The 26,817-nt window shown below is 57.4% G+C and carries 16 protein-coding genes and 1 pseudogene; 9 read left to right on the forward strand and 8 right to left on the reverse strand.

The genetic code is table 11. The features are described 5' to 3' along the window. The first annotated feature begins 209 nt into the window (after positions 1–209). From V1293_RS10185 to V1293_RS10205, 5 genes are all read left to right on the forward strand, one after another. On the forward strand, positions 210–1,706 hold the full coding sequence (locus V1293_RS10185; protein ID WP_334509034.1) for an undecaprenyl-phosphate glucose phosphotransferase: 1,497 nt from the start codon (positions 210–212) through the stop codon (positions 1,704–1,706). A gap of 124 nt (positions 1,707–1,830) precedes the next feature. Further along, positions 1,831–2,937, forward strand: a complete 1,107-nt coding sequence (locus tag V1293_RS10190) for a hypothetical protein (RefSeq protein WP_334509036.1) — start codon at positions 1,831–1,833, stop codon at positions 2,935–2,937. A gap of 438 nt (positions 2,938–3,375) precedes the next feature. Next, a complete protein-coding gene (locus V1293_RS10195; protein WP_334509038.1) occupies positions 3,376–4,710 on the forward strand; it encodes a lipopolysaccharide biosynthesis protein in 1,335 nt (444 codons plus the stop codon). A 216-nt stretch (positions 4,711–4,926) separates the two neighbouring features. Next, on the forward strand, positions 4,927–5,913 hold the full coding sequence (locus V1293_RS10200) for a polysaccharide deacetylase family protein (protein ID WP_334509041.1): 987 nt from the start codon (positions 4,927–4,929) through the stop codon (positions 5,911–5,913). Between the two features lie 121 nt (positions 5,914–6,034). Then, complete coding sequence (locus V1293_RS10205) at positions 6,035–7,030, forward strand: hypothetical protein (protein WP_334509043.1); 996 nt, start codon at positions 6,035–6,037, stop codon at positions 7,028–7,030. 118 nt (positions 7,031–7,148) lie between these two features. Here the strand turns inward: V1293_RS10205 and V1293_RS10210 are convergent, their stop codons facing one another. The 8 genes from V1293_RS10210 to V1293_RS10245 all read right to left on the reverse strand — a co-directional run bounded on the left by V1293_RS10210 (position 7,149) and on the right by V1293_RS10245 (position 19,400). Further along, positions 7,149–8,303 (reverse strand): hypothetical protein, encoded by a 1,155-nt coding sequence (locus V1293_RS10210; protein WP_334509045.1) that lies wholly within the window; start codon positions 8,301–8,303, stop codon positions 7,149–7,151. A gap of 80 nt (positions 8,304–8,383) precedes the next feature. Next, positions 8,384–10,336, reverse strand: a complete 1,953-nt coding sequence (locus V1293_RS10215) for a heparinase II/III family protein (protein ID WP_334509047.1) — start codon at positions 10,334–10,336, stop codon at positions 8,384–8,386. Positions 10,337–10,423: 87 nt separating this feature from the next. Continuing rightward, positions 10,424–11,638: a glycosyltransferase family 4 protein gene (locus V1293_RS10220; protein ID WP_334509049.1), complete on the reverse strand. Its 1,215-nt coding sequence runs from the start codon at positions 11,636–11,638 to the stop codon at positions 10,424–10,426. After that, positions 11,584–13,461, reverse strand: a complete 1,878-nt coding sequence (gene asnB / locus V1293_RS10225; protein ID WP_334509051.1) for an asparagine synthase (glutamine-hydrolyzing) — start codon at positions 13,459–13,461, stop codon at positions 11,584–11,586. The genes V1293_RS10220 and asnB overlap by 55 nt, the downstream gene beginning before the upstream one ends. Positions 13,462–13,585: 124 nt before the next feature. Further along, positions 13,586–15,007, reverse strand: coding sequence for a glycosyltransferase family 4 protein (locus V1293_RS10230; protein ID WP_334509053.1), 1,422 nt, complete (start codon positions 15,005–15,007; stop codon positions 13,586–13,588). Continuing rightward, on the reverse strand, positions 14,988–16,250 hold the full coding sequence (locus V1293_RS10235; RefSeq protein WP_334509055.1) for a nucleotide sugar dehydrogenase: 1,263 nt from the start codon (positions 16,248–16,250) through the stop codon (positions 14,988–14,990). Before V1293_RS10235 ends, V1293_RS10230 begins: the two co-directional genes overlap by 20 nt. Before the next feature lie 258 nt (positions 16,251–16,508). Continuing rightward, on the reverse strand, positions 16,509–17,624 hold the full coding sequence (locus V1293_RS10240; protein ID WP_334509058.1) for a glycosyltransferase family 2 protein: 1,116 nt from the start codon (positions 17,622–17,624) through the stop codon (positions 16,509–16,511). A 39-nt stretch (positions 17,625–17,663) separates the two neighbouring features. Next, complete coding sequence (locus V1293_RS10245; RefSeq protein ID WP_334509060.1) at positions 17,664–19,400, reverse strand: hypothetical protein; 1,737 nt, start codon at positions 19,398–19,400, stop codon at positions 17,664–17,666. A gap of 201 nt (positions 19,401–19,601) precedes the next feature. Between V1293_RS10245 and V1293_RS10250 the strand changes: the two are divergent. The 4 genes and pseudogenes from V1293_RS10250 to V1293_RS10265 form a co-directional block, all read left to right on the forward strand. Continuing rightward, positions 19,602–19,931 (forward strand): annotated as a pseudogene (locus V1293_RS10250) (transposase); the annotation flags it as partial. 611 nt (positions 19,932–20,542) lie between these two features. Further along, a complete protein-coding gene (locus V1293_RS10255; RefSeq protein ID WP_334509063.1) occupies positions 20,543–22,525 on the forward strand; it encodes a heparin lyase I family protein in 1,983 nt (660 codons plus the stop codon). Positions 22,526–22,698: 173 nt separating this feature from the next. Beyond that, positions 22,699–25,347, forward strand: coding sequence for a type I secretion system permease/ATPase (locus V1293_RS10260; protein ID WP_442894340.1), 2,649 nt, complete (start codon positions 22,699–22,701; stop codon positions 25,345–25,347). Then, a complete protein-coding gene (locus V1293_RS10265) occupies positions 25,334–26,767 on the forward strand; it encodes an HlyD family type I secretion periplasmic adaptor subunit (RefSeq protein ID WP_334509068.1) in 1,434 nt (477 codons plus the stop codon). The genes V1293_RS10260 and V1293_RS10265 overlap by 14 nt, the downstream gene beginning before the upstream one ends. Positions 26,768–26,817 lie beyond the last annotated feature (50 nt).

Below are 26,817 nucleotides of genomic sequence, written 5' to 3' on the forward strand. Positions count from 1 at the left end.
TTCGATTGATCGATCTTTCAAACAATTCGCCTTACCACTGGAATGGACATTTCGAGCGGATTGCTTTCCGACAAATCTTAATCCTGCATTGCCGCAGCTCAATCGACCATCGTGGCTACCCCTGCTACCCATTTATTGCCAATTCGAACCAGTGTCTCCGATGGTACTGATTTGGTTAGAGAGACAGGGTGACTGGCTGGCAGAGTGCTATGAATTATGCCTCTTTTACTAATTTGCCGACCTCGACCAAGTTTCCGGCACACTCGGTTGATGTCGGCAGGGCAGTTACAGCACGCGTCGGTAGAAGCCGCTTGGCTGTCCTGTTGGTATTGGCAGCTGCGACGGAATTCCTGCTCGTAAGCATTGCGGCCTATTCCGCAGCCTTCCTCTATTATCGGTTGGTCCGGCAGCATTCGCCAGATCCCGCCCAGTACATTCCGGAAGCCTTTCTGATCTCCACATTGCAGTTGCTGGTTTCCGTGGGGCTCCGGCAATATTCGCGCATTCAGACTCAGCCCCGCCACGTGTTTCTATGGAACGGCGCCACCGGCGTCTTCCTCGTATTCTCCGTCTTTCTCTCGATCATATTTCTTCTGAAAGTCTCCGAAGACTACTCGCGCGCTACTGTCATAGCCCAAGCTGTGAGTGTCCTCCTTACGGTACTCTGCACCCGGGCAGTATGGTTCTCATCACTACAGCCCGCGATTGCATCAGGGTTGATAGACGCCAGGCGCGTCATTCTCATAGGAGACCCGAGGCACTGCCTGCATTTTTCCGCCCGAGCAGCTGCCACCGGAATTCGGACCATCCGCTCGTTCGACTTTCCGACATTTCGCGCCGGCCCTTCAGTACGATCGCGTCCCGGCGCCGTCCAAGTGCTACCTGATGCTCGCCCACTGGTCGCGGAATGCCGCCCCCTTCGAACCGATGACATTGTAATTTTGGCGTCGGAGCCGGATGTCCCGGCTGCCCTCGCGCTTGCCAGCGCCCTGTCAGAGCTGCCAGCTGACGTTCACGTCGTCCCTGTTGGGACTGTCGATCTGATGGCCGTGTCGCGGATCACTCAGTTCGGCAACATGGTGACGATGCGAATCTTCCAGTGTCCCCTCACTCCTTTTAACCGGGCAATAAAGCGAGCATTCGATGTCGTCGCTGCAATCGCCGGACTTATCGTGGCCAGCCCCCTTCTCGTCATCGTTGCGCTCGCAATCAAGCTCGATTCCGCTGGGCCGGTACTATTTCGCCAGACGCGGCACGGCTACAACAACGAGCCAATTCGCGTGCTGAAATTCAGATCGATGACCGTGATGGAGGACGGCGACAATTTCAGACCTGTCACCAGACACGATGCACGTGTGACTCGTCTGGGACGCCTCATACGCCGTACCAATATCGATGAGCTTCCGCAGTTATTCAACGTTCTGGTCGGCGACATGTCGCTTGTCGGGCCCCGTCCACATCCAACCGCGCAAAACGAGGTGTTCGCCGAGCTGATTTCGTCATTTTTCCGTCGTCACAACGTCAAGCCTGGCATTACGGGCTGGGCTCAGGTCAATGGGTACCGTGGCGACACCGATACCCTCGAGAAGATGCAGCGCCGTGTGGAGCATGATCTGTACTATATCGACAACTGGTCACTCCTTCTCGATCTCAAGATCATAGTCATGACCTTCATTTCCAGAAAAGTGTATTGGAATGCCTATTAACTTTGTACTGACCTTTTATTTGGCGAAGCGCCGCGTATCGGACTTGGGCATCCATCGTGTCCCACCAAGCCCTTCGCTTCATCTGATCTGCGGAACCTCAGTAGTCCGGCGCTGGTACGGGTAAATGATGCAGACTTATAAGACAGGTAATTCGATAGATCCGGGCGCCATGCCGCCTGAATTTCGTTCGCCAGTCGATCCCCTGGCAGAGGCGGTGTCCTTCATACGGCGGCACCTCCGGATCATGTTGCTGACGTTTTTTGTAACGATTGGTGCCGCTCTCCTCTACCTCGTTGCTGCAGTACCGACGTTTACTGCCGCGGCGAAACTCGTCATAGATGCGAAAGCGCCTCCAACAGACGCTGCGTCCGCGTCAACGATGGTGGAAAGTCAGATCGCGATCATAAAGTCTGAAGGTCTCGCTCGCGTAGTGATTCGGAAGCTTGGTCTAGCAGAGGATCCGGAATTTGGCGGGCGAACTGGCGGCTTGCGCGGCATAATCAGGCCGATATCCCGGCTGGTCGGCTTGAGTAAGCCGGAAACGGAATTTAGCGTGATGCGGCGCGCCCTCCAATCGTTCGACCGCAAGCTTTCGACCAGGCGCCTCGGGCTTACATACATTGTCGAGATGACCTTCGACTCCACCGACCCCGAGCGAGCGGCGCAGATCTTAAACACCGTCGCGGAGACGCATATTGCGGCTCAAATGGAGGCAAAATTCAAATCTGGGTTGCGAGACGAGAAATGGGTCAAGGATCGGATGACCGAGTTAAACGGTCAAGCGTCAGCTGCCCAAAAAGCTGTGGTGGAATATCAAACTGTCGACGCCGGTAAGCCCTCATCGCAATCGACGGCGAAAATGCAGGGTGATCTCCGCGAACTGGAAGCTACCGCGGAAACCTCCGCAAAGGCCTATGATAATTTTCTTCGTATGCTGCGCTACATGGAGGCGCAACAGCAATCCTCTAACGTCGAGGCGCATCTGCTCATCGAAGCATCCCGTCCCTTGGAGGCCAGTTCGCCGAAGGTGGTAATCGTGCTTGGAATATCGATAGTTGGTGGGGTGCTTCTTGGCATCGCTATCGGAATGCTGCGCGATCTGTTGGGTCGAGGCATCCGCATCAGCGGCGACGACGCCACGGCCTCCTCTGTGGTGATTCTTCAGCAGGGCGAAGCGGCTGTGGCCAATCAGAACCATGCACCCGCTGCCATGTCACCACTTCGACGCTAGAACCCAAGGGAGGAGCCCGGCGCGTTAGAGCCCAAGCCGGGATGAGGCGCGGCCCAGACGCGTAATCGGATCCAGACTTAGCAAGCCTCAAGTCCTGATTGCAACCATGGCTCCCGCGCGGCCATGATCAAGGAAGGCGGCAACGCTTCAGCCCTGCCTTTCGGCAAGAGCCGAAATAGGTAGTCCAAAAGGGTCGAGGCTCAATGCGGTTGCAAGCATATACTCAATGGCGCGTCCACGATGCGACAAAATGACTTTCCACTTTCATCGCTGGCGTCCGTCGTAGATGTTCACAACGGCAGATCTCGGGACTCCTCCCCTCATCATCGGGAGACCGCCCAAGGATTGACGTGGTCGAACACGCCCGCGGCGAAGCACGAAGCGTACATGGCAATTTTCTTTGTACAGTATTCAAGGAAGTGAATGCGAGGGTCTTGGATGTTCGGATCCCTCTTCGGGAAGTCTGTGCTGGCCTTCGTTTATCGTTGCTCCGGTGCGGTGGTCACGTTCGCCTTTGGCATCTGTTTCGCCAGGATGATGACCATCGAAGAGTATGGCACTCTCGTGTCGCTGATGACCTTCGGATTAATCGCCTCGACGATTGGCCTGGCTGGTCAGCAACTTCGTGTGCTGCGGGAAGTACCGGTTTTCGCAGCTCGGAAGGACTATACGGCGATCGGCTCGATCGTCGCAAAACGGGTTCGGGTGGCATGTTTGGGCAGTATCTTGGCGACAGTGATCGCCCTCCTCATATTCGTCGCCGCCCAGGGCCGGGGAGGAATATTCGGACGCTGGGAGCATTCCACGAGCTTGCTTCTGATACTGCCATCGGCATTGATCGAAATGCAGAGCTCGCTTGGTCGCACGCTCGGCTCCGTCAACATGGCACTCGTGCCTAAGGACGTGTTGTGGCGATTGTTCATCATATTGTTGGGCGGCGCTCTCTTCGCAACGTACGGTCATCCGGTGCAGGCGGCGGATGTTTTGGTGATCGCGACCGGCGTCCTGGTCCTGCTGATCGCCATGCAGCAAGTTCACCTGCGACATCTCGCCGAAGGCCATAGGCTATTCACCACGGCGGTGATGCGATCGAGGGAGAGCATTGCCGACGTCCTCTCCACTTCCGCTCCCTTCTGGGTGACCAGCGTTGCCACCGTCATGTTCGGGGCAATCGACATCGTCATTGTCTCGGTCATCGTTGGTCCAGAATCCGGCGGATATTATTACGCCGCCAATCGGCTCGCACTCCTTCTCGATTTTTTTCTGGCGACCTTCTGCGTTCCCGCAGCACCTCTCATCGCGCGCCTGTTCGACGAGGGTCGTCGCACGGAGATCACACGCGTCATGTCGGGTGCGACACTGGCTGCCTTTATTGGAGTGCTTGGATGCGTCGTGGTATTGGCGCTGGCCGGCGACATCGCGTTGATGGCCTTTGGAAGGAGTTTTGTCGGCGCCCACGGCATCCTGATGGTACTGTCGGTCGGCATGTGGGTGTCGACATACTTCGGCGTCGGCAGTATCGCACTGAACATGACCGGGCACCAGCGGGCCGCTATGAACATCATGGTCATCACTTCAGTATTGGGCATCGTGGCCATGGTCGGCGCGACCTGGATGTTCGGGATTTGGGGAACAGCGGTCGTTGTCGCCATCGTGTGGGTCGCGAACAGGGCATGGATGGCGGCCCACATCTACGCGGCGGAAGGGATCGATCTCACCGCCACCACGATGCTACTCGCTATCGCGAGGCGTGCAACACGGATGGCCGCATGAAGATGGGGAGTACCCACAATTGTCGCCGCTCCGCTACCGGTGAGCTCGATCGACATGTTTCTATCTCAACCGTTTTGCTTACAATTGCTCAAGGTGACGTCGGAACCTCCAAGGCTACCGTAACGGGAGGGAGAAGTTATCGATGGATTCGATCCATGGGTAGCTGTCTTCGGCGCCGCCGATCCAGAGGTCGCAACCCGCTGAGCAGGTCCTCAAATGAACCAGATTCTGCGAAATTGCCTGTACTACGGCGCAAGTCGGGTTGGAGAGCTGCCTTTCCTTCGCTCACGCCTCGCGGCCAGAGCGGCAATCATATTGTTTCATGAGATACAGCGTGATTGTCAGTCCGAATTGATGACGGGAACAGCAGTTTCGCTTTTTGAGTATTCACTCGATTGGCTGCAGCGAGGCGGATGGTCAATCGTCAGCCTCGATGAATGTCTTGAGAAACTGGCAAGGAATGATCGATCGCGTCGTTATGCGGTTCTCACTTTCGACGACGGCTACCGCGACAATGTCTCGGTGGCGCTTCCAATCCTCGAGCGGCATAACGCGCCGTTCATGATGTACGTGCCCACTGGCGCCCCAACGCGCACCATGCAGACGTGGTGGTTGGGTTTGCGTAAATTATTTCTCTCGAGAGATAAGGTTGCTATCGATGCACTAGGCCGCCAGTTCCATTGTTCTGACATTCGAAGCAAGACATCGGCATTGACCGAGGTGACCCGGTGGGTTCACCAGGATTATCGGCGCGGCGCAATGCTCGCGCCGACGTTCAAACAGAATGGGATTTCGCTAGCGGCATTGAATGACGAATACTTTCTGGACGAGCGCGAACTTGGCATTCTTGCGCGTCATCCGCTCGCGTCAATCGGAGGCCATACGGCCTCACATGCAGCGCTTGCGACCCTGGACGAGCCTTCAGCGCGAGCCGAATTGGCCGATAACCGTGGCTATCTAGAGAATCTTCTTCAATTTCCCGTTCGGCACGTTGCGTATCCGTATGGCGGTTTCAGAGCGTGCGGTCCTCGTGAAGAGCGTCTGGTGACCGAAGTGGGTTTTCAAACTGCGGTGACAACACGACAAGGGCGATTGCACGATCACACGGTGAATCATTTTGCTCTTCCTAGAATCGGCTTTAGCAGTCGTTCAGGCTTCACGGCTCGAATGAGCGGTATCATCGAAGTAGTGCAGGCGCCATGACCTTGCCCCCACGGGCTTGACCCAGTTTGTACTGGCCCACGACAAGGACCAGAGCGTGAAGCGCAGCTGTCTTTCGGAAGAGGCCTTCGGATTCGCAGAGACGATTATTAACAGGTTCAGGATGCCCGACAAAATTGCCCTCACCGTGAACCAGTTCGGTGGCTATGGATCACTCTCACGAACGCCCTGCTCGCTAGAACTTGGCTTGATCGCCAGCATATGTTTGCGCTTGGGCACCCTTTTTCTTTTCCTTGGATCGCCGTCGCCCAGCTATGCCGCCCAGCTTCTTTTCAAGTCGAGCTTCGAGGGAAGCCTGCTGTTGGGTGAGCCGTATGAATGTGGAACATCATGTTGGCAGGACATCAAAGGCTCTGATGAAGTGACCGGCTATAGCTGGCCACCTCAGATTTGGCAGGGCGTCGGAACGCTTCAACTTCTTGCCGACACGCCGGTTACGCCAGATACGGTCAGCACTTATGTCTTTAATGAACTCCGGAGAGTCGTGGGGCCTCACGGCCAACAAACCTCCGTTCTTTATAGTGAGATACGGAAGCGCGGCGGCGGTGCCACACAAACCCCATATCAGCTCAGGCCCTCCAGCACCGCTTTGCAAGAGAACCTTTATGTGAGCTATTGGATCAAACTTCAGCCTGACCTGCTGGAACGACTTGGGCCAAACAGCTGGTGGGTGCTGTTCGAATGGAAGACCAATGCACAACATAGGCTTATTACTTATATATATACCGACCGCTTGAATAAGCCCTACTGGCATTTGAAGACGGACGATCTATCGGGTGGTGTGACCAGGAGTTTCTGGGAGATTGCGAACCGCACCGCTCCTGTACCGATCGGGGAATGGTTCAAATTCGAGTTTTTTTGGCACCGGAGTTCTCAACACGATGGACGTGCATGGCAAGCCATCAATGGTCAGGTAGTGTTCGATCGCTTCGGGCCATTGCTAGGTGGAAACGACCCCATAGACCGGATTATGCTAACGCAAGTCTATGCCGGCGGAACTCTTCCATTGTATCAGTGGGTAGACGACATCGAAATATGGGATGGATTTCCCTGCGGAAACGGCGTGCCCTGTGGGACCAAGTTGACCATCCCCCAATGACGGATTCATATGCAATGCGGCGGTTAGGTCTCGGCGAATTTGATCTGAGATCATTCTTTTGACCGCCGGAGGCTAGAGTTTCCGACTTTGTCACGGTGGTTGGCCAGCAAAGCCGTCGCTATCCACGCGCCGGCAAACCGGGCCGCCTGATCACCTCATTACGAACGACTCCGTATAGCTCCTGCTGCTGTGCTTTCCCGGCCATGTAAAGCAGGAACAATAGATTGGATTGATGGAACACCACACCGTTTGTGAAAAAGAGCACCAGGAACAATGCAACGCAGGGCATCCTGTATTCAGGGTCCAAGCGCGATAAAATCACATACCATGCACAAATGACGGTTGTTGTGCCGACAAGTCCGTAACAAACCATCAGATTGAGAAGGTCGTTATGAGCGGCCATCTGGGTTGGGCCAGACCCGAAACCATAAAGCCAGATCGCTCCACGCCCAAAAAGGAGTTCCAGCAGCGATGACCCTTCCAGCATTTGGGTATAGTAGAGCCAGATTTCGTTGCGCCCGCTCGTCATACTGTAGATGTCGAGCTGCTGCTGAAAGGAATCTCGCTCTCTAAAAAGCATCCGTTGGAGAAACCCGTCCACTAATTCGGAGTTCGACAGAAGAAGGGCTATGGAGCTCCCCGAAACCACAAGCAGGACCAGAAATGCTCTCAAGTTCCACAGCGAGCTATATTTCCTGATCAAGAGTGCCAGAAGGAAGCCCAAGAGGGCGGATCGGACATTGAGAACGGCCAGTACGATCAATGCAACGATTGGAAAACCGATCCATTGATTGATTATCAAAATTGAAAACTTGACTATCGTCTGGGCGACAACATGGAACGGCTGCTCATTGAGGGTGGTCAACAGATCCGCCTCCGCCCCGCTTTCGCGCACCAAGAAAATGATCACCAATCCGCACATCACGGGTGTGCCGAATATCAAAGCTCGCTTTCGTAAGCGGACAAAGATTGACGGATCGCAGCGCGACAAGGACAACAGGAATATGATCGGCAAAAGGACTGTTATTGAAAAATAGAGTTGTGGGATCGCGTCGGCGGGTATCCAGAGCAGGTTAACTATCAGCAGCGACAAGACGGTAGCGCAGATAGCCATGTCCCCGCGAGTGATCCCAGATAATACGATCTTGATGGCCGCCAGCCCCAACGCCACGCCGACGTAAAGAGCCACCACCATTGTGCCCTTTTCGTCAGGACTGAGAATGTCGGCACCGCACCTAAACATAAGGAACAAGAACAGCGCGTTTACAAGCATCTGCAGGTGCTCCGTTGTGGTTCGCATCTTTCAAGTTCTGGTATCGGTCTGACCGGGAACAACTTGTTGAGGCTCCACATCTAGAGCACGCTAATTGTGATAGTCGAGGGTTCGTGGAGACGACCCTCGAAAAGGATCTGATCGGTAGGTATGCGCACGCCGAAGGATGGCGACAACCACCCAAGTCCTGCTGCTTCGTCGCCGCGAACCACCCTAGCCCTCAATGGACCGGCGCTTGCGATTCGAATGAATTGACGATTGTTGTGGGTGATCAATACCCCACTCCGATCCGGCTCGACTGTCGACTGGCAGGTCGGATCCAGGAGAAACGATACAGTAACGTTTCTGTCTGTGGGGACTTCAAGGAGTTCGTCAACGATCGTGAACCGCGAAGCGTCATCAAATTCCACCGTTCGTCGATGCGTTACGCCATATTGCGCGACGTAGCCGTCATGCTCTGCCACAACCCGCGCAATTGGAGCATTTTCGGACAATATGAGGCGCGCATTCGCCTTGCTCGCCCAGTTAAACGGCCCAGATGGGCGACTTGATCCAGTGCCATCAAGACTTAAAGTGTTATGAACCGTGGTATCCCTGAACAGATTCCGCAGGTCCCTGTTCGAATGATACAGGTACGTTCCAGCATCTACGATCACAGGCTGGCTGCCTACAGATAGCCAGATGGAAAGCGTATCTGCGTGGCCATGAGCAGCGATTGACCGATAGCCAATTGGACCGTGATCGAACGTAAGAACGACAGGATCCTTATGCCAGCTTCGGATTACCGAGAAGCCGCCGCTCGTAAACGAACGCATTCCAACAGGTTGTGCTGGTGACACATTGGCGGATCCCAGGATTACATCACGAATGCTTGGATCTTTGGCCGGTGGCGCGAGATCTGGGCGGCCGACGCAGCCCGAAACGACTGCGACAATGGACGCGACGTATTTTGGCTCTGGCGCTTGTGTCGTCGCGATAGCTCGGCAATCGTCGAAGTCGCCGATCGCAGGTATTTTTGCATCGCTGTCCATCAGCCAAAGAGAATGCTCAGACCACGCTGAAAGCCGCTCTACGGTAGCTGCTGGCAGGCTGCCTTCGCGTTCAAGGGCCGTGGCGGCAAGGAGGAACAGCTCAATCGAAAATGCAGAGTAGCCAGGAGATTGTTCAGCACCCACACCGTCCGGATGAATTTGCTGATCAATTTCGGCGAGCAACGCGCGCCAGCTATTCTCGCGTAATACGACGGCACCGGGAAATCCCGGAGCCATGGTCGAGCCGACAATCAGTCCCGCAAGTTCGGCGATCCGGTGGTTGTTAGCGGAAGAATTGAGCGATGGAAATCGCCTGATCCAGTCGACATGTGCAAAGAAGAAGCGAAGCGCCGCTTTGCGTGTGACGCTGTCAAGGGAATCAACTCCGATGATGGAGAGCGCCAACGCCACCGAGCTGATACGCAGGGCGAGTTCGATGCCGGAAATCCAGCTAGGTCCACGAAAGGGTGGATTGCCCGCCATCCATGACCTGATCATACCAGCCAAAAGCGCAGACTCGCTATGGTTCTTGAGCACTGCATCGGCGGCGAGAGGAACTAGAAATTGCAGCCGATTGAGCTCCCAAACGCGCTTGATTTCTCGCGTGTTTATGCCATGCCGGAACGAGATGTCGAAGGTGTAGGCGTCCCATTGCGGAAATGACTCGCCGTTTTCGGGGTCGATACGCCAGAACCTCGGATCTGGTGGAATCAAAGGAGGCTTCGGCCAACGCGCACCGAGAAGGCAAAAGTTGCCAGCACGGATGTTGTCGGCTTCGCGCGTTATGAGAGCGGAGAGATCTGGTGAAGCGGCGATAATCCGGGAACGAATGCCGGGTATCATCGTCAGCGGACCAAATGGCTCAACCGCGTCCCAGCCGCCATCATGCCGACGCGCAGCTTGCCTACTGGCAGTCTCGCGTACCCGGTGGGCAATCTCCGCCGCACTCATTGCCGCCAGACGGTCACGGTACCAGGCGATTCGACCAAAAACGGATCCCAAAAAGCGCCTCACATGGTTGATGCAACTAAATTTCTAGCGTCGCGGGTCAAACGACTGGGGTTTTCGGTAACGCGTAATACACGCATGTCAGCGCTGTCCCGCGTCGACCGATTCAGTCCAGATCGCCACGAGGCGTTCAGCGCAAACTTCAATGTCCAACCGCGTTCTATGCAAAGCCTTTCCAGCCTCTCCAAGACGCCGCCTCAAGCCTGGATCCTCAATGAGGCGGCCGAGTGCGGAAGCGAGTCCCTCGGCGGAACCTGGTTCGACGAACAGTCCAGTCTTCTCGTGCTCAATAATATCTGGAAGCGCTCCGACCGGGGTACAAATGACGGCCGCGCCGTGAGCTAGTGCCTCGATCACCGACATCGGGAGATTTTCACTAAGGGATGGAAGCACCAGAATATTGGCCTCACGCAACAGCGCCTCGACCCGCGCCGGCTCGACCCAACCGGGCACCGAGATACGATCGCCAAGCCCCGCTTGCTCAACTGCGGCTCTCGTATCCTTCACCGCTCCGTCACCTGCCAACGTCGCCCTCCAGCCAGACTTGGAAGCCAGGCTCGCAAGAGCCGACACAAGTTGCGGAACACCTTTTTCCGGCCCGAGCCGGCCCAAGAAGAGAATGTTGGCTGCATCACCCATGATTCCGGGATTCCTGGCGATAGCTTTCCGTGTGGCATTTGGAACAACGACAATTTTTCTGGAACAGTCCGGAACTCTGTCAGAAACTATCCGCTGCCAGTAGTTGCCGAGCACGACGATCCTCTGGCTCTTTCGAAACATCCGATCTATTTCATTCTTCAGGATACCCTTCCGAGAATCCCAAAAATGATCAAACTGCCCGCTATGCAGATGCAACGTGTATGGCAGCCGACAGATTCTTGAGATGCGGGCCAAGATGAGTTTGCGATACGTGCTGCCGTGCGCCGAAAGATTTATATGCACAACATCTACTCGTCCGAGCAGCCTGAGCAGCAACAAGCGCACGATGGCGAGCGCAAGAAAGGCGGGTGAGAACAGTATCGATCCCGGGCCTCGAGTGGTGATGAAATTAGATTTTGTGTTTGCGAAACGCTCTATTCGTAGAGCGCCTCGCAACTCGTCCATCATACGATCAACGCCTCCTTGGCCACCTGCGCCGAGGGGAGTAAAAACGACAACCTGAAGCGGACGAACCGCTCCTTCATTGGATTTCGTTTCGCTTGTGCAAGCCGTGTCTGTCCTTCTCTGGTTAGCCAACATTGTCATGTTGCTATCCTGAAGGTGCGCAAGAACATCTCGAGATTTATCAATGACCAAAGGACTCTTTCGTGGTTCTGTCGACCATCAAGGTGCTCCGTCACAAGCCTGCGAAGCTTAAGGCCGCTTACTAACCGTGCAACGCTCGATGTTTCACTCACCAGCATGTCCTTTAGGAACGCACGGTAAGGCCCTCTGAACCATTCTCCGACGGGCACACGGAATCCGACCTTTTTCCGTCGCAAGATTTCCGGTGGCAAGATCTTGTCCATCGCAGCACGTAGCACCGTCTTGCCACCCTTGCCTCCGGTCAGAAACTCGTCCGGGAATCGTGCCACGACGCTGGCCAGCACTGTATCCATGAACGGCATCCGCCCCTCGATCGAGCCAGCCATCATCATTCGATCGCCTCGCTCCAACAGATTATCTGGAAGCCAGGATGTCTGATCGAAAAATAGCGTACGCCGCAGACTGGATTCTATCTCCGACGAGTATGGGAAGAGGTCCGGCGGCATTGCCGATAGCCGCCGACCTAGCATCGCTTCGCTTTCGCCAACCGAAAGGCCACCGAACCATACCCGCATGCGGTTCACATGGTCGCGCTCGCCCGCTGCCAATGCAAGGATCTTCACACGCCGCATCCCATAGGGCAATGAACGCGCCAGCGGATGGATCAGTCGGTCATGCAATAGCTTTGGCATAAGCCATTGGTACAGACCTATCCACTGCTCAGCCCGATGCTTCGGGTATCCACCCATCAGCTCATCGGCGCCCTCTCCCGTGAGTACCATCTTCACGTTACGAGAGGCCATCTCCGAAAGCATGAAGATCGGAACGTCGGATGCCTCGCTAACCGGCGCGCCACGCCGCAAAACGGCTGTTGACCAATGCTCCAGGAAGGCATTTGGTTCGACGACTAGTTCATTGTGACTGGTACCGAATTGACCTGCGACGACACGCGCATGATCGAGCTCCGAATACTCCGCTTCCCGAAAGCCTACCGAGAACGTTCGCACCGGCTCTGCGCTATGCCTAACCATGGTTGCTACGACCGCCGACGAGTCAACGCCACCCGAAAGATACGCGCCGAACGGCGCGTCGCTACGCATGCGAATGCGAACGGCCTCGTCAAATGTCGCTTCGAATAGACGAATGGCATCTTCAAATGACTTAACGTCCGGCACTGTCGTCGCGAACGGCGGCGTAAAATAGCGTGTTGTCTTCAGCGTTCCGCCTTGCCATACGGCATAGTGACCAGGCAGCAGCTTCTTCACCGCACGGAAAAACGTGGAGGGCCCTGGAACATAGCGATTGAGAAGATATTGGCCCAGCGCTTCCGAATCGAACGCTCGGCTAAAACCCGGAAACTGAACGATCGGCTCAATCTCCGAGCCGAAGAGAAGAACACCCTGCAGCTCGGCGAGAAACAGTGGCTTTTTGCCGAAGGCGTCGCGGGCAAGTACTAGTCGCTGCTCGGTCTCGTCCCACAGCGCAAAGCCGAACATGCCGCGCAATCTGCGTACTGCGTCGAGCTGCCAGGCGCGATAGGCTTCGATAAGCACCTCGGTATCCGAGTTCGTGCGAAAGCGATGGCCAAGCGCAACGAGTTCCTGTCGTAGTTCAACGTAATTATAGATTTCGCCGTTGAAGATTAAGGTGAAGCGGCCGTCCTCACTCGACATTGGCTGCGCGCCGCCACCGATGTCGATAATCGAAAGCCGGCGGTGGCCGAAGCCGATTTGAAATCGCTCATCAGACGTCTCGTGAAGCCGGTAGCCCGAGCCGTCCGGCCCCCGATGACACATCAAATCGGTAAGGCTGATAAGGGTGTTGCGATCCTGATGCTTCGCCGCCTCAACGACCCATCCGAATATCCCGCACATTGCGACGCCCTATCTGCACCACATCAGGCGATTGCCGACATATGAAACCGCCGCGATTAAGCTCTCAATCAAACGAACAGGGCCGGGAGGCCGAATGAATGGTTGCCATAGTGAGCTCGCTTAATCAGCTGTCGCGTCGCCTCAGTTCAAGTACATCAGCGCGTCGCCGGCGGCTCGGTGAATATCTCAGACTGAAGACCTTTTCATAAGCATTCAGAAGGTTTGCTGCCTCGTGGTCCCAAGCGAGTTCGTCACGGATTCTCTTCTGGCCGAATGCGCCCATACGGACACGCCGCACCGGATCATCGATAAGCTCCAGTATCTTGTCGCCAAACTCCGCGGTATCTGTATTCCTTGCATATAAAGATGCCTCTGCGGCCGAAACCCGCCCTTCGGTGAGGTCGAATTGAACGATGGGCCTGCCCAAGGCCATGTACTCCATGATCTTGTTCATCGTAGATTTGTCGTTGATCGTGCTGGGGCGGTCCGGATTTACGCAGACGTCTGCCGTCGAAAGTATTGTGAACAGCGTCTCATCATCGACACGGCCGGTGAACGTCACCAATTCGTCCAGCTCAAAGGACGTTGCAAGTTTCCTGACTTCCTCCAATACCGGCCCACTCCCGACAACGACGAACTGGACATCATCGCGGTTTCGTCTCCTGCGGACGTGCTTGATCGACTCCAGTAGCAGATCGATCCCTTCCGGTTCTCCAATAACACCCACATATGCGACCAGGAATTTCCTTCCTTTCTTCCAGGCCGGGTCTGGTGGAACCGATCGCACGCGCGAAAGGTTCGGACCGGAGCGCACAATGAACACACGATCCGGGCTCATTCGCCCTCGTTCAATGGCGATGGTACGGTACGATTGATTTGTCGCTATTGATACGTCAGATAATGCGAATGTCATGCGCTCGAGAAGGACCAAAACCCGCCAGAGAAGGCCACGACGTTTGAATTTTGCTTCATAAAACTCCGGATTGATATCGTGCTGGTCGTAGATGAATGATTTTCCAAACAGGAACTTATGAAATGCACCAACTACGAAAATGAGATCCGGCGGATTACAAGCGTGGACCACATCAAATCCACGCGTTGCGAGAATTTTCAGACTCAGCACGAACTCCCAGAACAATGCCGCGCCGTATTCGGCGAAATAGCTCAGCACCCCCCGCCCTTCTCTCGGCAACCAGTGGCGATAGACCGCGATTCCATCGATGATCTCAAATGAGGCCGACGCACCCGGTCCCTTGGGACAAATTACAGACACCTCATAGCCATGCTGCGCCAATGTGCTGGCCTCCGACCACACTCGGCGATCGAACGGCACTGGAAGATTTTCGACGATGATGAGCACCCGGCGGCGAACCGAACCATTGATCCCGGGTTGGGCAGCCGGCGCGGCACCGGCCGGCCCCGAAGTGGCATCCGAACCGGCCAATTCGCGGAGCTGGCTCTCGATGCCGACCGACTTGGGTGGCTTCGCTACGCCCGCTTGAGCAGGGCGGCCCGCACCGCGATCGTCACGAAAGCGTGTTAACATCGATGATCCGCCTGGTGCGTAATGCCATGTGTTTCGCCCATCCCCTGGTGTCGATGACAAGGTCGAACAGCTCCGACTCGGCGACCGACTTTGGGATCAGTAGTTTGCGGAGTGCGGGCAGATTTGAAAACGCATAGCCAAGATTCTGACCCAACAATTTGGACGGCTCGACGTGGGGATCGTAGATCGACAAGCCGATATGCGACTGAAGGAATTTTCGAGCCAGGTCGATATTAGGACTCTCGCGCAGATCGTCACTGTCCTCCTTGAAGGCTAGCCCCAGCATAAGCACATGCCCACCCGCCGGAACGGCTTTCACGCAATTCTCAAACAGAAAATTCTTGTGCGCGTCATTCGATCTCAGAATCGAATCCACAAGGTGAGTATGTGCCCCGACGTCGCTTGCAATGTACTGGAGCGCGCGAACGTCTTTTGGCAGGCATGAGCCACCGAATGCGCCACCCGGCCTCAAATAATTGGGTGAGATGTTGAGCTTCGTGTCGGAGATGAATATCTTATGAACAGTAGCTGCGCTGATATTGAGCTTATCGCAAACCCGACCCACTTCGTTGGCAAACGCAATCTTTATGGCGTGAAACGTGTTGTCGACGAATTTTGTCATCTCAGCCGCACGATAAGTCGTGTAGAAGACCGGCGCTGCGATTCTTGCGTTCAACTCGTCAAGAGCCGAGCACCTTCCCTCATCCTTCGTTCCAATCACGATCCTCGGCGGATTGAAGAAGTCTTCGATCGCTACAGATTCGCGTAGGAACTCAGGGTTGTAGACGAGCTCGACGAGATCCATCCTATCTTTCAACGCGTCTTCGAAAATCGGGAGCACCAGTTCCTCGATCGTGCCGGGTCGCATCGTTGAGCGAAATACGACCGTCAACGTCGCCGCCCGAGCGGGGTTGACCAACTCCGCGATCTGATGGGACACCTCTACGATAAAGCTCATATTGTGAGACCCGTCCGGCGCACTGGGCGTTCCCACACAGACTATGGCCATGGCGCAACTATCGAGATGCCGGCTCGCATCCTTCGTCGCGCTCAGCAAACCCTTCCTAACAGAACGTGCTACAAGGTCATCGAGGCCGGGCTCCGTGATCGGTGACTTGCCTGCATTGACGATCGCCACTTTTTCATCGCTGATGTCGACACCGATCACTTCGTGGCCGTCCCTGGTGAGGCAGGCGGCCGCCGTCATGCCAACGTAACCAAGTCCGAACACCGCAATTTTCATCGTAGGTTCACCACTTTCCCTCCTGTTACAATGGCCCCGGGGTGCGCCGAGGTCATTTGAGCAAAGGTGGGTTACTGGGGGCTGAGTGGCTACCCTATTGTGAGTACTCAGGTGATGACCTGATTTCTCTATCGCTGCCGTCTATGTAAGCCCGCAACGCGAATGGTTTCCATTCGCCCGCTGCCCGCAGCGATTCCCATAACGGGACGACATGCTCCACGACCGGCGGTCGAAAGACTACCAAATTCCTCGCTCGAACTAGCCCTGCTTTCTCCAGGTGAAGACAGACGACACCGCGTAATTCCAAACCGCTCCGACAACGGCGCCAGCTACCCCAGCGAGCCACCAGGTGATGTTCGCATCGTAGATGTAGGTGCCAACTCCGACGTTGGCGAATGCCCCAACAAGGCAAATCAAATAGAATGAGAGCAGGCCATAGACGAAGCCGAGCCCCGTCAGGCGCCGATCCCGATAAGTGAAAAAATTGTTCACATTGAAGTTGAACGTCATTGCGACGAGCACGGCGATGCTCTGCGCCACCAAAAAGCTCAGGCCAAGAACCTTCAGGGCCAGGCCGAGGACAGCGAGGTGAACGAAGAGGCCTAGCCCACCAACGGCGGCGAACAAGACGAAGCGAACCGGAATAATATGGCCGAACAACTTGTCGGCAAGCAGCACAAGGTATTCCCAAGCGACGGCGCTATCGAGCTTACTTTCGCCGAAGTTTCTGGTGCGGAATTCATACGGAATCTCGACGACCTTCAACGGCTGAGGTGCTGAGGCGACCAGGTCAACCAGGATCTTGAACCCGATGGTCGACAAGTTCGGCAGTGCAGCTTCGAAAGCGCGCCGTGAGATGACAAAGAACCCGCTCATAGGGTCCGTGATGTGGGTTTTTAAAACCAAATTCGCCAACCAGGTCGCTCCCCGGCTGATCGACTGCCGCTTCTGATCCCAATCTCCCGTGCCGCCACCCTGCACGTATCGAGAGCCCACGGCGAGATCGCATTCACCTCGGGCGACAGCCTTCCAGAGCTGGGGCAAGATCGCCTCATCGTGCTGCATATCGGCGTCCATCACGCCGATCATGGAAGCCGAGGACGCAAGCATCCCTTCCACAACCGCGGAAGAGAGTCCCCGGCGACCAATTCGCTGCACCGCACGAATCCGACGATCTCGGCGAGCAATTTCCCGCACCTGTTTGCTTGTGCCATCGGGGGAATTGTCGTCAACGACGATCAGCTCCCAAGCAATTCCGTCCAAGGCGGATTCGATCCTCTCAAGAAGAGGAATGATATTCTCCCTCTCGTTGAAGGTCGGTACAATGAGACTGAGCTCAATCTCTCGAACATCTTGGGACACAATCTGGTCCATCGCCTTCAATCTCCTTGTCCCGGTCGCTCGTGGCTGGCATCAGCGTGCCGGGTCGCTAGGAAGGTCGGGCACATAGATCAGAATTCCGTCGGACCGATGTACCAGCTTCATCCACTGCGGCGGGTTTCCGTGAGCGAGCTCCTCCACCAGGCGTGACGGCAGATCGTTCTTGACATCTGCGCCCTGCCCTATTCCGCGCGAGAGCTGCCTCGCGACTGCATCGCCTACGATAAGTACAGCCGCCGCGTTAAAGCGCTGCGCGGTTTCGAGCAGCGTCGATTCGTTCCACTCGACCGTGCTGAACTCTTGTCCAATCAGAGATACTGTCGGCCTTTGCAGCACGTAGCCTGCCGCTTGTCCATTGTTGGCCACTATCACGCCATTCTCTCCAGCGAGCTCCCGTATGACAGCGCGCGGGGATCTTGCCGCGCTTCCCTTCGAATCCAAGGGACCGGCCAATACTGAAACGTCCAGCGGCGACGGATTACGCAGCGCCGACAGGTTGAGAAAAGCATACGGAACAAGGCTTCCAATGAGCAGGAAGAGAAACAATCTGCGCGAAGCGTCCGCTCGCGGCAAGACCCGCATCATCTCGTTGAACGCAATACCAAGGAGCAGGATCAGTAGTGGAGTGAGAGGTACGAACATGCGCACGCCATAAGAGATGACGCTTGTCAGCCCGGCGTAGATCATGCACGCGCTGTATACAAGAACCAGCAGGAGCAGGTCGAGAGCCGCACCTTTGGGCTTCGATTCGGGTGAGTGCGAGGCAGTGCGGTATCGAATGTAATTCCACGCGATCCATGCCAAACCCAGATAGAACAACCCGGAGCACAGCGCGCGTGCAACGAATGTGCCGTCATACGGGGCATGACCAGGCCCGACGAGGAAGATTCCGTTGATCGCTCGCGCGGTATTATACAGCACGGGCAGGAGCTCGTGGGAGATTGCTTTTTCGTTACCTCCCCGCCAGTTACCCACGAGCAGGAGATTTCGCGTGATGCCGATGAGCACCGGGATACTGGCCACCGCGAGCGAGATTGCATGGCCTCTGGCGAGCAAGCGATGGCCTGCCAGGAAGCTGTGGACGCACAACACGACGAGCCCGAGCACGAAAAACAAGCCGGCATAGCGCACAAAGTATGCCGACCCAAAGGCAAGTCCCACCGCGAGCCATAACCAGGGGCTTACTTTTCCCTGGTTCAGCCGCGCGCTCACGAGCAGCGCCGTGCCACCCAGGAACAGCAGCGTGAATAGCGGTTCCGTCGCCGCGGATGCTCCGAACTCAGTGACGGGAGCATTGATGATGAAAACGGCAAGAAGGACGCTGCGCATCGGCGCCGAGAGACTGAAGCGCTCGGCGAGCCATCCGAGTATTGGTACGCACGCGATCGTAGACAGTATGCTGATCAATACGGCGGCCGTTTCCAGCGGCACGCCGAGCCGGCTGATCAGCGCGATCACGAGCGGATATCCCATCGGAAAGGTGACGACGGGCGCAGGCACAACGCCGAATGAGCGCTCGGCATCAAAGTGGACGATGGACGAGAAGCCGAAATGGCCCTGCAGGGCATTCTGCGCCATGCTGAGGTATTGAAAGCTGTCATTGGCAAGATACGGAGTGAAACCCGGGTACATTCGAAACGCGATCAGGATCCCGCATGCGACTATCCACGCCCATACAGAGGCCGTTGGCGCGAGTTGCGGCGCGTCCGAAACGTTCGTTGCGAAGGTACGAACCCTCACGCCCTCGCCTTCCAAGTATGCCGGGCGCATGCTGCGTGTTTCCAAATGCGGCTCATCGCCATGCCGGAGAGTGCAGCTAGTGGCCAAGGGATGTTATGCAGGAACAGGTTACGCGCGACGACCAGGTTCGCAACAGCCCTGATGCTGCCTGCCACATTGAAACAAAGCAGTACCCCTTTAGAGCTACCCGCGCCCAAGTGAGCACGTTATTCACAGAGAGATTGATTGAGGTGGCGACTGCTGGCTCTTCGCAGAACAGAGCTCAATCAGGCCGGCCTGCTCGTCGTCGGCGATGATGCGTTGCTGGTTATCGATGACACCGCGGTGCCGAAGAAGGCCGAGCGCTCAGTCGATGTCGCTGAGCAATAGACATCAGCCCTTGGCAAGAACGGCCAATTGTCAAACATTGGTGTCACTAACGCTCGCGCGCGGTGAAGTACCGGTGATGCCGCATTGCCCCTGTTCCTACCCGAGACTTGGACGAACGATGCCGCACGTTTAAACCGCGCCAATGTACCGGACGAATGCCGGACGCCACGATCTGACTCAGAGATCGCTTTGACCACATCTGCCCAGCCGAAGGAGCTGACCTCGACCGGCACCTCTCGTGAATGAGGGGACAAACTGGTTTATGCGTACCGCATGGGCATGCTTAAGCCCCCTGCGCTCCGTGAAAGAGTGCGGGTTAGCGGATGGTTATGAGGTCGAGCTCCGTCGACCGATCGCGCAATCCAGATTTTTGAATACACGACACTGACCTAAGCGTGCACGAAGCGCCCTCGCACCACACGTCAAATTGACACTTGCGCGCGTTCGTCCCGGCTGGCTCTGGTCGCATTCAATCTCCCGCAACGCTGCCGACTCGCAATCTGTTGAGAAAATTGCACGTGTGCCTTGAATCGACCCGATATGGGGACGTTTGGGCACGTATTGGGCCTACATACATACGTATAAATCATACTTTGAAAGTTTTTTCGCCATTTTTGCTTATTAACTCGCAGCCAGCAGTCGGGGGGCAAATTCCCACTGCTTTGAAATCCGCTCGCGGCCCGAGGCTGCGATGCGTTGAAATGTGTTCGCCGCCAGTCGTTGCGAGCATGCGGTATGTCGTGCGCCATCGTGATGCGCGGCAGTGGAATTCCCTTACAATTGTAACTCGATGGAGTCCCGAAATGGCTACTACTGACGGCACAATCACGTCGTTTACGGCTACGCCGAAGAGCAACCTGCAGATCGATGGTGTCTCCTACAATGTTCAGACGGCGGGCAAGAGCTATAGCCTGACCGAGCCTGACAGCCACACTCTGCGCTTCGAAATTCAACCTGATGATCGTGCCTGGTTCGATGGTGCAACTGTTGACCGCTCCGAAATCACAAGCAGTCAAAAAATTCCGGTCGCAACTCCGGTCAACATATCTTATCAGTTTATGTTGGAGCCTGGCGCCGCAAACACGGCATCATGGTTTGTTACTGCAGAAATGCACAATGATGATTCAGTCAATGGTGTGGCTACCTCGCCTCCACTCGCAATCCAACTCAATGGCGAGCATCTGCAAGTTGTTGCCAGATATTGCCCCACGGGTCTGAACCCCAGTAACTCTGCAGGAAACGTTAAGACGGTCACGCTCTGGACCGACCCCAATCCAATTCAGCGTGGCCAGTATTATGATATCCAACTCCAGGGCAGCTTCAGCAACACCAGCGACGGGTTTGTGGACGTTTGGATAAATGGCAACCAGGTTGTGAACTATAATGGTCCCTTGGGCTATGGGACTCGCACCTATTGGGAAGAAGGACTCTATCGGGAGTCAGATGCACCCCAGACTGTTGCCGCCGATTTTCGGAATTTGACGGTCACGACCGGGTCGCTCCCGCCGGTCACGGCACCGACGCAGCCGACCGCGCCAATAGACCCCGCGCCGACAGTGACGCAGGCATCCGCTTCACCGGGCACAGGCGTCGAGCATAACGGCGACACCATCACAATGACGCTCGGCTTCAGCGAGGCCGTGACCGTCACCGGCACGCCGACGCTGGCGCTCAACGATGGCGGAACGGCCACCTATGTCGGTGGCTCAGGCACGAGCTCGCTCATCTTCAAAAACACTGTCGCGTCGACTGACCAGGACACCTCGGCGCTCGCCATCACGGGAGTCAATCTTCCAACCGGCGCGAGCATCAAGGATGCAGGCGGGCTCGCGGCGAACCTTTCGGGCGCGGTGAAGACGTTCTCCGGTCTTCAGATTGATGCGACCCCGACGACGTCAACGTCTCCAACCACGCCGACGTCCCCAACCACGCCAACCACGCCAACGGCCCCGTCAGCGATCGCGCCGGTCCTCACCGTCGCGGACGATTCGCTCAAGGTGTACGGCAGAGGCGGTACGGTCGACCTTGGAGTCGGCGTGACAACGACCGACCCCAACGATGACGTGACCGTCAACATCAGGGGGTTGCCGAAGTACGAGTCGATCACCTCCGCGCTCGATGGTCAAACGTTCAGGGGAAGGGACATCACCTTGACGGCCCCGCAGGTCGAAAGCGGACTGACGCTGACATCGACCTACAGGGGTGGAGGTCATCCCGTCGCAGAGCTCACGCTGACGGCAAGCGCGAGGGACCCGGTCACTGGCGCCGTGGCGACAGCCGCGCCGCAGACCATCAACGTGACGGATCCGCGGCCGGCGGCTACGACGACCACGACGTCGCCGCAGACCACCACCGTGACGAATTCTCCGTCTTCGACCTCGACGAATGGGGGCTTGGTGGGCGATCGCTTGGCGCGCCAGCAGCACGTCGAGCCGGTCACCAGCACTGCGACGTCCACTGCGCAGCGGCCGATCACCGGGGTGGATCATGCGCTAGCGACCGCCACGAGCGCAGGATTCTTGGCGAACCAGGGCTTCGAGCGGCTGCAGCAGCACGTGGAGTCCTTCACCAGCACGCTGGCAACCGGCAGGCCACAGGCGATCGTGACGGATCCTCAGCTCGCGACAGGTACGACCACGGCAGCCTTGGCAAGCCAGAGCTTCGCGCTGCTGAACCAGTATCTCGCCGGAAACACCGGCCGGGTCGATCCCGGCCAGATCGTGGCGGCCGTGTCGCCAACGGCCGGTTTTGGGCAGGAAGCTATCCTGGCCAGACCGCAACATTGATCAGCTTCCGCACCCAGGCATCAGCGCCTGGGTGCGGCACCATCAAAGTTTGGGAATGCAGAGAAGGAACACCAAACGCGGCCGGTAGCCACGAAGGGTTGAGTTAAAAAATGGCGATCCAGAATGGGAATGCCCACGCCGCAGACCATGGGCTTCGAGCCTTGGCTCTGTTCCTGCGCCTTCATGGCGTCCACGCCGAGCCCGAGCAGCTCCGCGATAGCTGTGGAAGCAGCACAATAGGTATCCGCGCCCTGCTTCGTTGCGCGCGCCAGTTTGGAGTCGAGGTCCGTTCGCGAACCACTCATTGGACGCGACTTGCGAGCATCAAGCTGCCTGGGATCGCATCGCTGCGTGACGGCGGGTTTTTGCTTCTCGGCAAGGTCGACGACAACGGGGCGCTGGTGCTGCGTCCGACCGCAGCGCGTCCGGAACTGATGACCCGCGCGGAATTCGAGGAGGTCTGGGACGGCCGTTTGATCCTGACGGGATCGCAGAACGTCATCAATCGGGTGCTCCATGCCCTCGCTGACATGCGTGTCACCGTGCGTGGTCTGGCGCGCCGCACCGTCGACCCCATAACGCGCGCTCGCGACACCGTGATGCGGGCCCGCGATTCATTGATGCGTGCGTGCTTCGGCGAACGAAGCGATATGGCCGTCCAGGCGGTCGGATCCGACTTCGAGGCTGTGAGCATCGTACCTGACAGCGAGGACGAGTCTGGGCTCGTGGCCGTGGCAATTCTGCTGCGTTGCCATGGCATCGCGGCCGACCCTGAACATATCCGGCATCGCATGGGCGTAGCGAAGCTGGGCGTTACCGAAATCCTGCGCTGCGCAAAGGAATTCGGGCTCAAGGCCCGGGCACAGCGGACGAGCTGGGACAGGCTTGCGGTCACGCCGCTGCCGGGCATCGCCCTGCTGCGCGACGGCGGCTTCCTGATCCTCGGCCAGGTCGTCGACGACAAGCTTATGGTTCAGCGCCCATTGTCTCCCCGGCCCGATACAATGACGCAGGCCGAACTCGAGGCAATCTGGGACGGCGACATCATCCTGATGACGCGGCGCGCGTCCCTTACCGATCTTTCCCGCCGCTTCGATATCGGCTGGTTTTTCGGCGCGGTCCACAAGTATCGCCGTCTTCTCGGCGAAGTGCTGGTCGCGTCGTTCTTCCTTCAGTTCTTCGCCCTTATCTCACCGCTGTTTTTCCAGGTGGTCATCGACAAGGTGCTCGTGCATCGAAGCATGAGTACGCTCGACGTTCTGGTCATAGGCCTTGTCGCGCTGACCGTGTTCGAGGCCGTTCTCGAGACGCTGCGCGTCTATCTGTTCGCCCACACCACGAACCGCATCGATGTCGAGCTCGGCGCCCGGCTGTTTCGTCATCTGATGGCGTTGCCGATCGCGTATTTCCAGGCTCGCCGGGTCGGCGATTCGGTCGCACGCGTCCGCGAACTGGAGAATATCCGTCAGTTCCTGACGAGCTCGGCGCTTACGCTCGTCATCGATCTGTTGTTCACCGTCGTCTTCCTTGCAGTGATGTTCTACTACTCGACGACGTTGACGCTGATCGTTCTGGCGTCATTCCCGTTTTACATCGGCATTTCCGTGTTCGCTGCGCCGCTGTTTCGCCGGCGCCTTGATGAGAAGTTCAATCGGGGCTCCGAAAACCAGGCCTTCCTGGTCGAGAGCGTCACGGGCGTCGAGACGCTGAAGGCCATGGCGGTCGAGCCACAGATGCAGCGCCGGTGGGAGGAGCAGCTCGCCGGCTATGTAAGCGCGAGCTTCCGCGTGCTTAGCCTGAACAATACGGCAAGCCAGGCGGTCCAGATGATCAACAAGCTGGTCGTCGCGGCAACGCTTTACTTCGGCGCCAGACTTGTGATCGGTGGCGATCTCACCGTCGGCGAGCTCGTCGCGTTCAACATGCTGGCCGCACGCGTGAGCACGCCGGTGCTGCGTCTCGCCCAGATGTGGCAGGATTTCCATCAGGCCCGTCTGTCGGTCGATCGCCTCGGTGACATCCTCAACACCATCCCGGAGCCGAGCTTCAGTCCCGGCCGCGCCGCATTACCGCCGATCCGCGGGCAGGTCACGTTCGATCACGCGACGTTCCGCTACCGCATCGACGGCCCCGAGGTGCTGCACAATGTGTCATTCAGCGTCCAACCCGGCCAGGTCGTCGGCATCGTCGGCTCGTCCGGCTCGGGCAAGAGCACCATCACCAAACTGATCCAGCGTCTCTATGTGCCGGAGAGCGGACGCGTGCTGGTCGACGGCGTCGATCTCGCGATGGTCGATCTGACCTGGCTGCGGCGCCAGATTGGCGTCGTCCTCCAGGAGAACGTGCTGTTCAACCGCTCGATTCGCGAGAACATCGCGCTGGCCGATCCGACCATGTCGATGGAGCGCGTCATCGAGGCGGCATCGCTCGCCGGCGCTCACGACTTTATCCTGGAACTGCCCGAGGGTTACGACACCATCGTCGGCGAACGCGGCAGCAGCCTGTCCGGCGGGCAGCGCCAGCGTGTCGCGATCGCCCGCGCGCTCATCACCGACCCGCGCATTCTCATCCTCGATGAGGCGACCAGCGCGCTCGACTACGAAAGCGAGCGCGCCATCCAGCAGAACATGAAGCGAATTGCCGCCGGCCGGACCGTGTTCGTCATCGCTCATCGGCTCTCGACCGTGCGCAATGCGAACCGGATCATCACGCTCGAGCATGGCCGCATCGTCGAAGACGGCAGCCATGATGAGCTGATCCACTCGAACGGGCGTTACGCAAACCTCCATTATCTGCAGGCCGGTATCCATGACGTCCGCTAGCCGAAATATCGTCCCGTTTCCGAAAACCCCGGTCCCGGCCCGCCGGCGCGAGCAGGAAATCGCGTTCCTGCCAGCGGCGCTGGAGATCACCGAAACGCCGCCGTCGCCGATCGGGCGCGCGATCGGCGCAAGCATCATCGCGGTCTTCTGCTTCGCGCTGTTGTGGGCGTCGCTCGGCAGCGTCGATATCGTCGCCACCGCGACCGGAAAGATCGTGCCGGGCGGGCGTACCAAGCTGATCCAGCCGTTCGAAACGGGCGTCGTCCGCGCCATCCACGTCCGCGACGGGCAGACCGTAAAAGCCGGCGACGTTCTGATCGAACTCGATCCGACGATGACGGAAGCCGACAACGAACGCCAGAAGAGCGATCTCCTCGCCGCCGAACTCGACGCCGCCCGGCTGCGTGCCGCGCTCGCCGAGGATCCGCTGGCCGTCTTCCGGCCGCCGCAGAGCGCAAGCGCGGCGGAGATCGAGATGCATCGTCAGTTCCTGATCAGCCAGCGCGCTGAACAGAATGCCAAGCTCGCCGAGATCGAACGCCAGCAGGGCCAAAAGGAAGCGGAGCGAGCAACCACTTCGGCGAGCGTCGCCAAGCTGCAGGCGACGATACCGGTGCTGCAGGAGCGCGTGGACATCCGCAAAAATCTCGTCGACAAGGCACTGGCTTCGAAGGTCGTCTATCTCTCCGAATACCAGGAACTGGTTAGCCTTCAGCAGGACCTCCTCCTGCAGCAGAGCAGGCTGCGCGAAGCCGATGCAGCCGTAGCGTTGCTGAAGGAAACCAGGGAAAAGACCGCCGCGGAGTATCGGCGCTCGACCTATGACGCACTTGCGAAAGCCGAGCAGAAAACCGCGAGCGCCGCGCAGGAGGTGATCAAGGCAGAACGGCGCACGAAACTCCAGCGTTTGGCCGCGCCCGTCGATGGCGTCGTGCAACAGCTTGCCGTTCACACCGTGGGAGGCGTGGTGACGCCTGCTCAGGCGCTCGCCGTGGTGGTTCCGAGCGAGAGCCAGCTTGAGATCGAGGCCATGCTTTCCAACCGCGACATCGGATTCGTGCATCCGGGACAAAAAGCAGAGGTCAAGGTCGATACATTTAACTTCACGCGCTATGGGCTGCTTCATGGCGAAGTGCTCAGCGTCTCGTCTGACGCCATCACCCGCGACAGGCAACAGGGTACTTCGAATGACCGGGCTACGGGCGCGGCGACGAACAGCAGCGAGCCGAAAGGTCAGGAGTTGGAGTATGCCGCTCGTGTCTCGCTCGACCGCAAAGCCATGCAGGTAGACGAGAAACTCGTCAAGCTTGGGCCCGGAATGGCCGTGACCGTCGAGATCAAGACAGGCTCGCGAAAAATAATCAGCTACCTGCTCTCGCCGCTGGCAAGGTACAAGCAGGAGTCTTTGCGGGAGCGATAGACGCAGCAGACGGCCGTCGATGAGCCTTGCGCGTAGCCGGAGATTGGCCA

This window comes from Bradyrhizobium sp. AZCC 1693 (assembly GCF_036924745.1).
Taxonomy (GTDB): Bacteria; Pseudomonadota; Alphaproteobacteria; order Rhizobiales; family Xanthobacteraceae; genus Bradyrhizobium.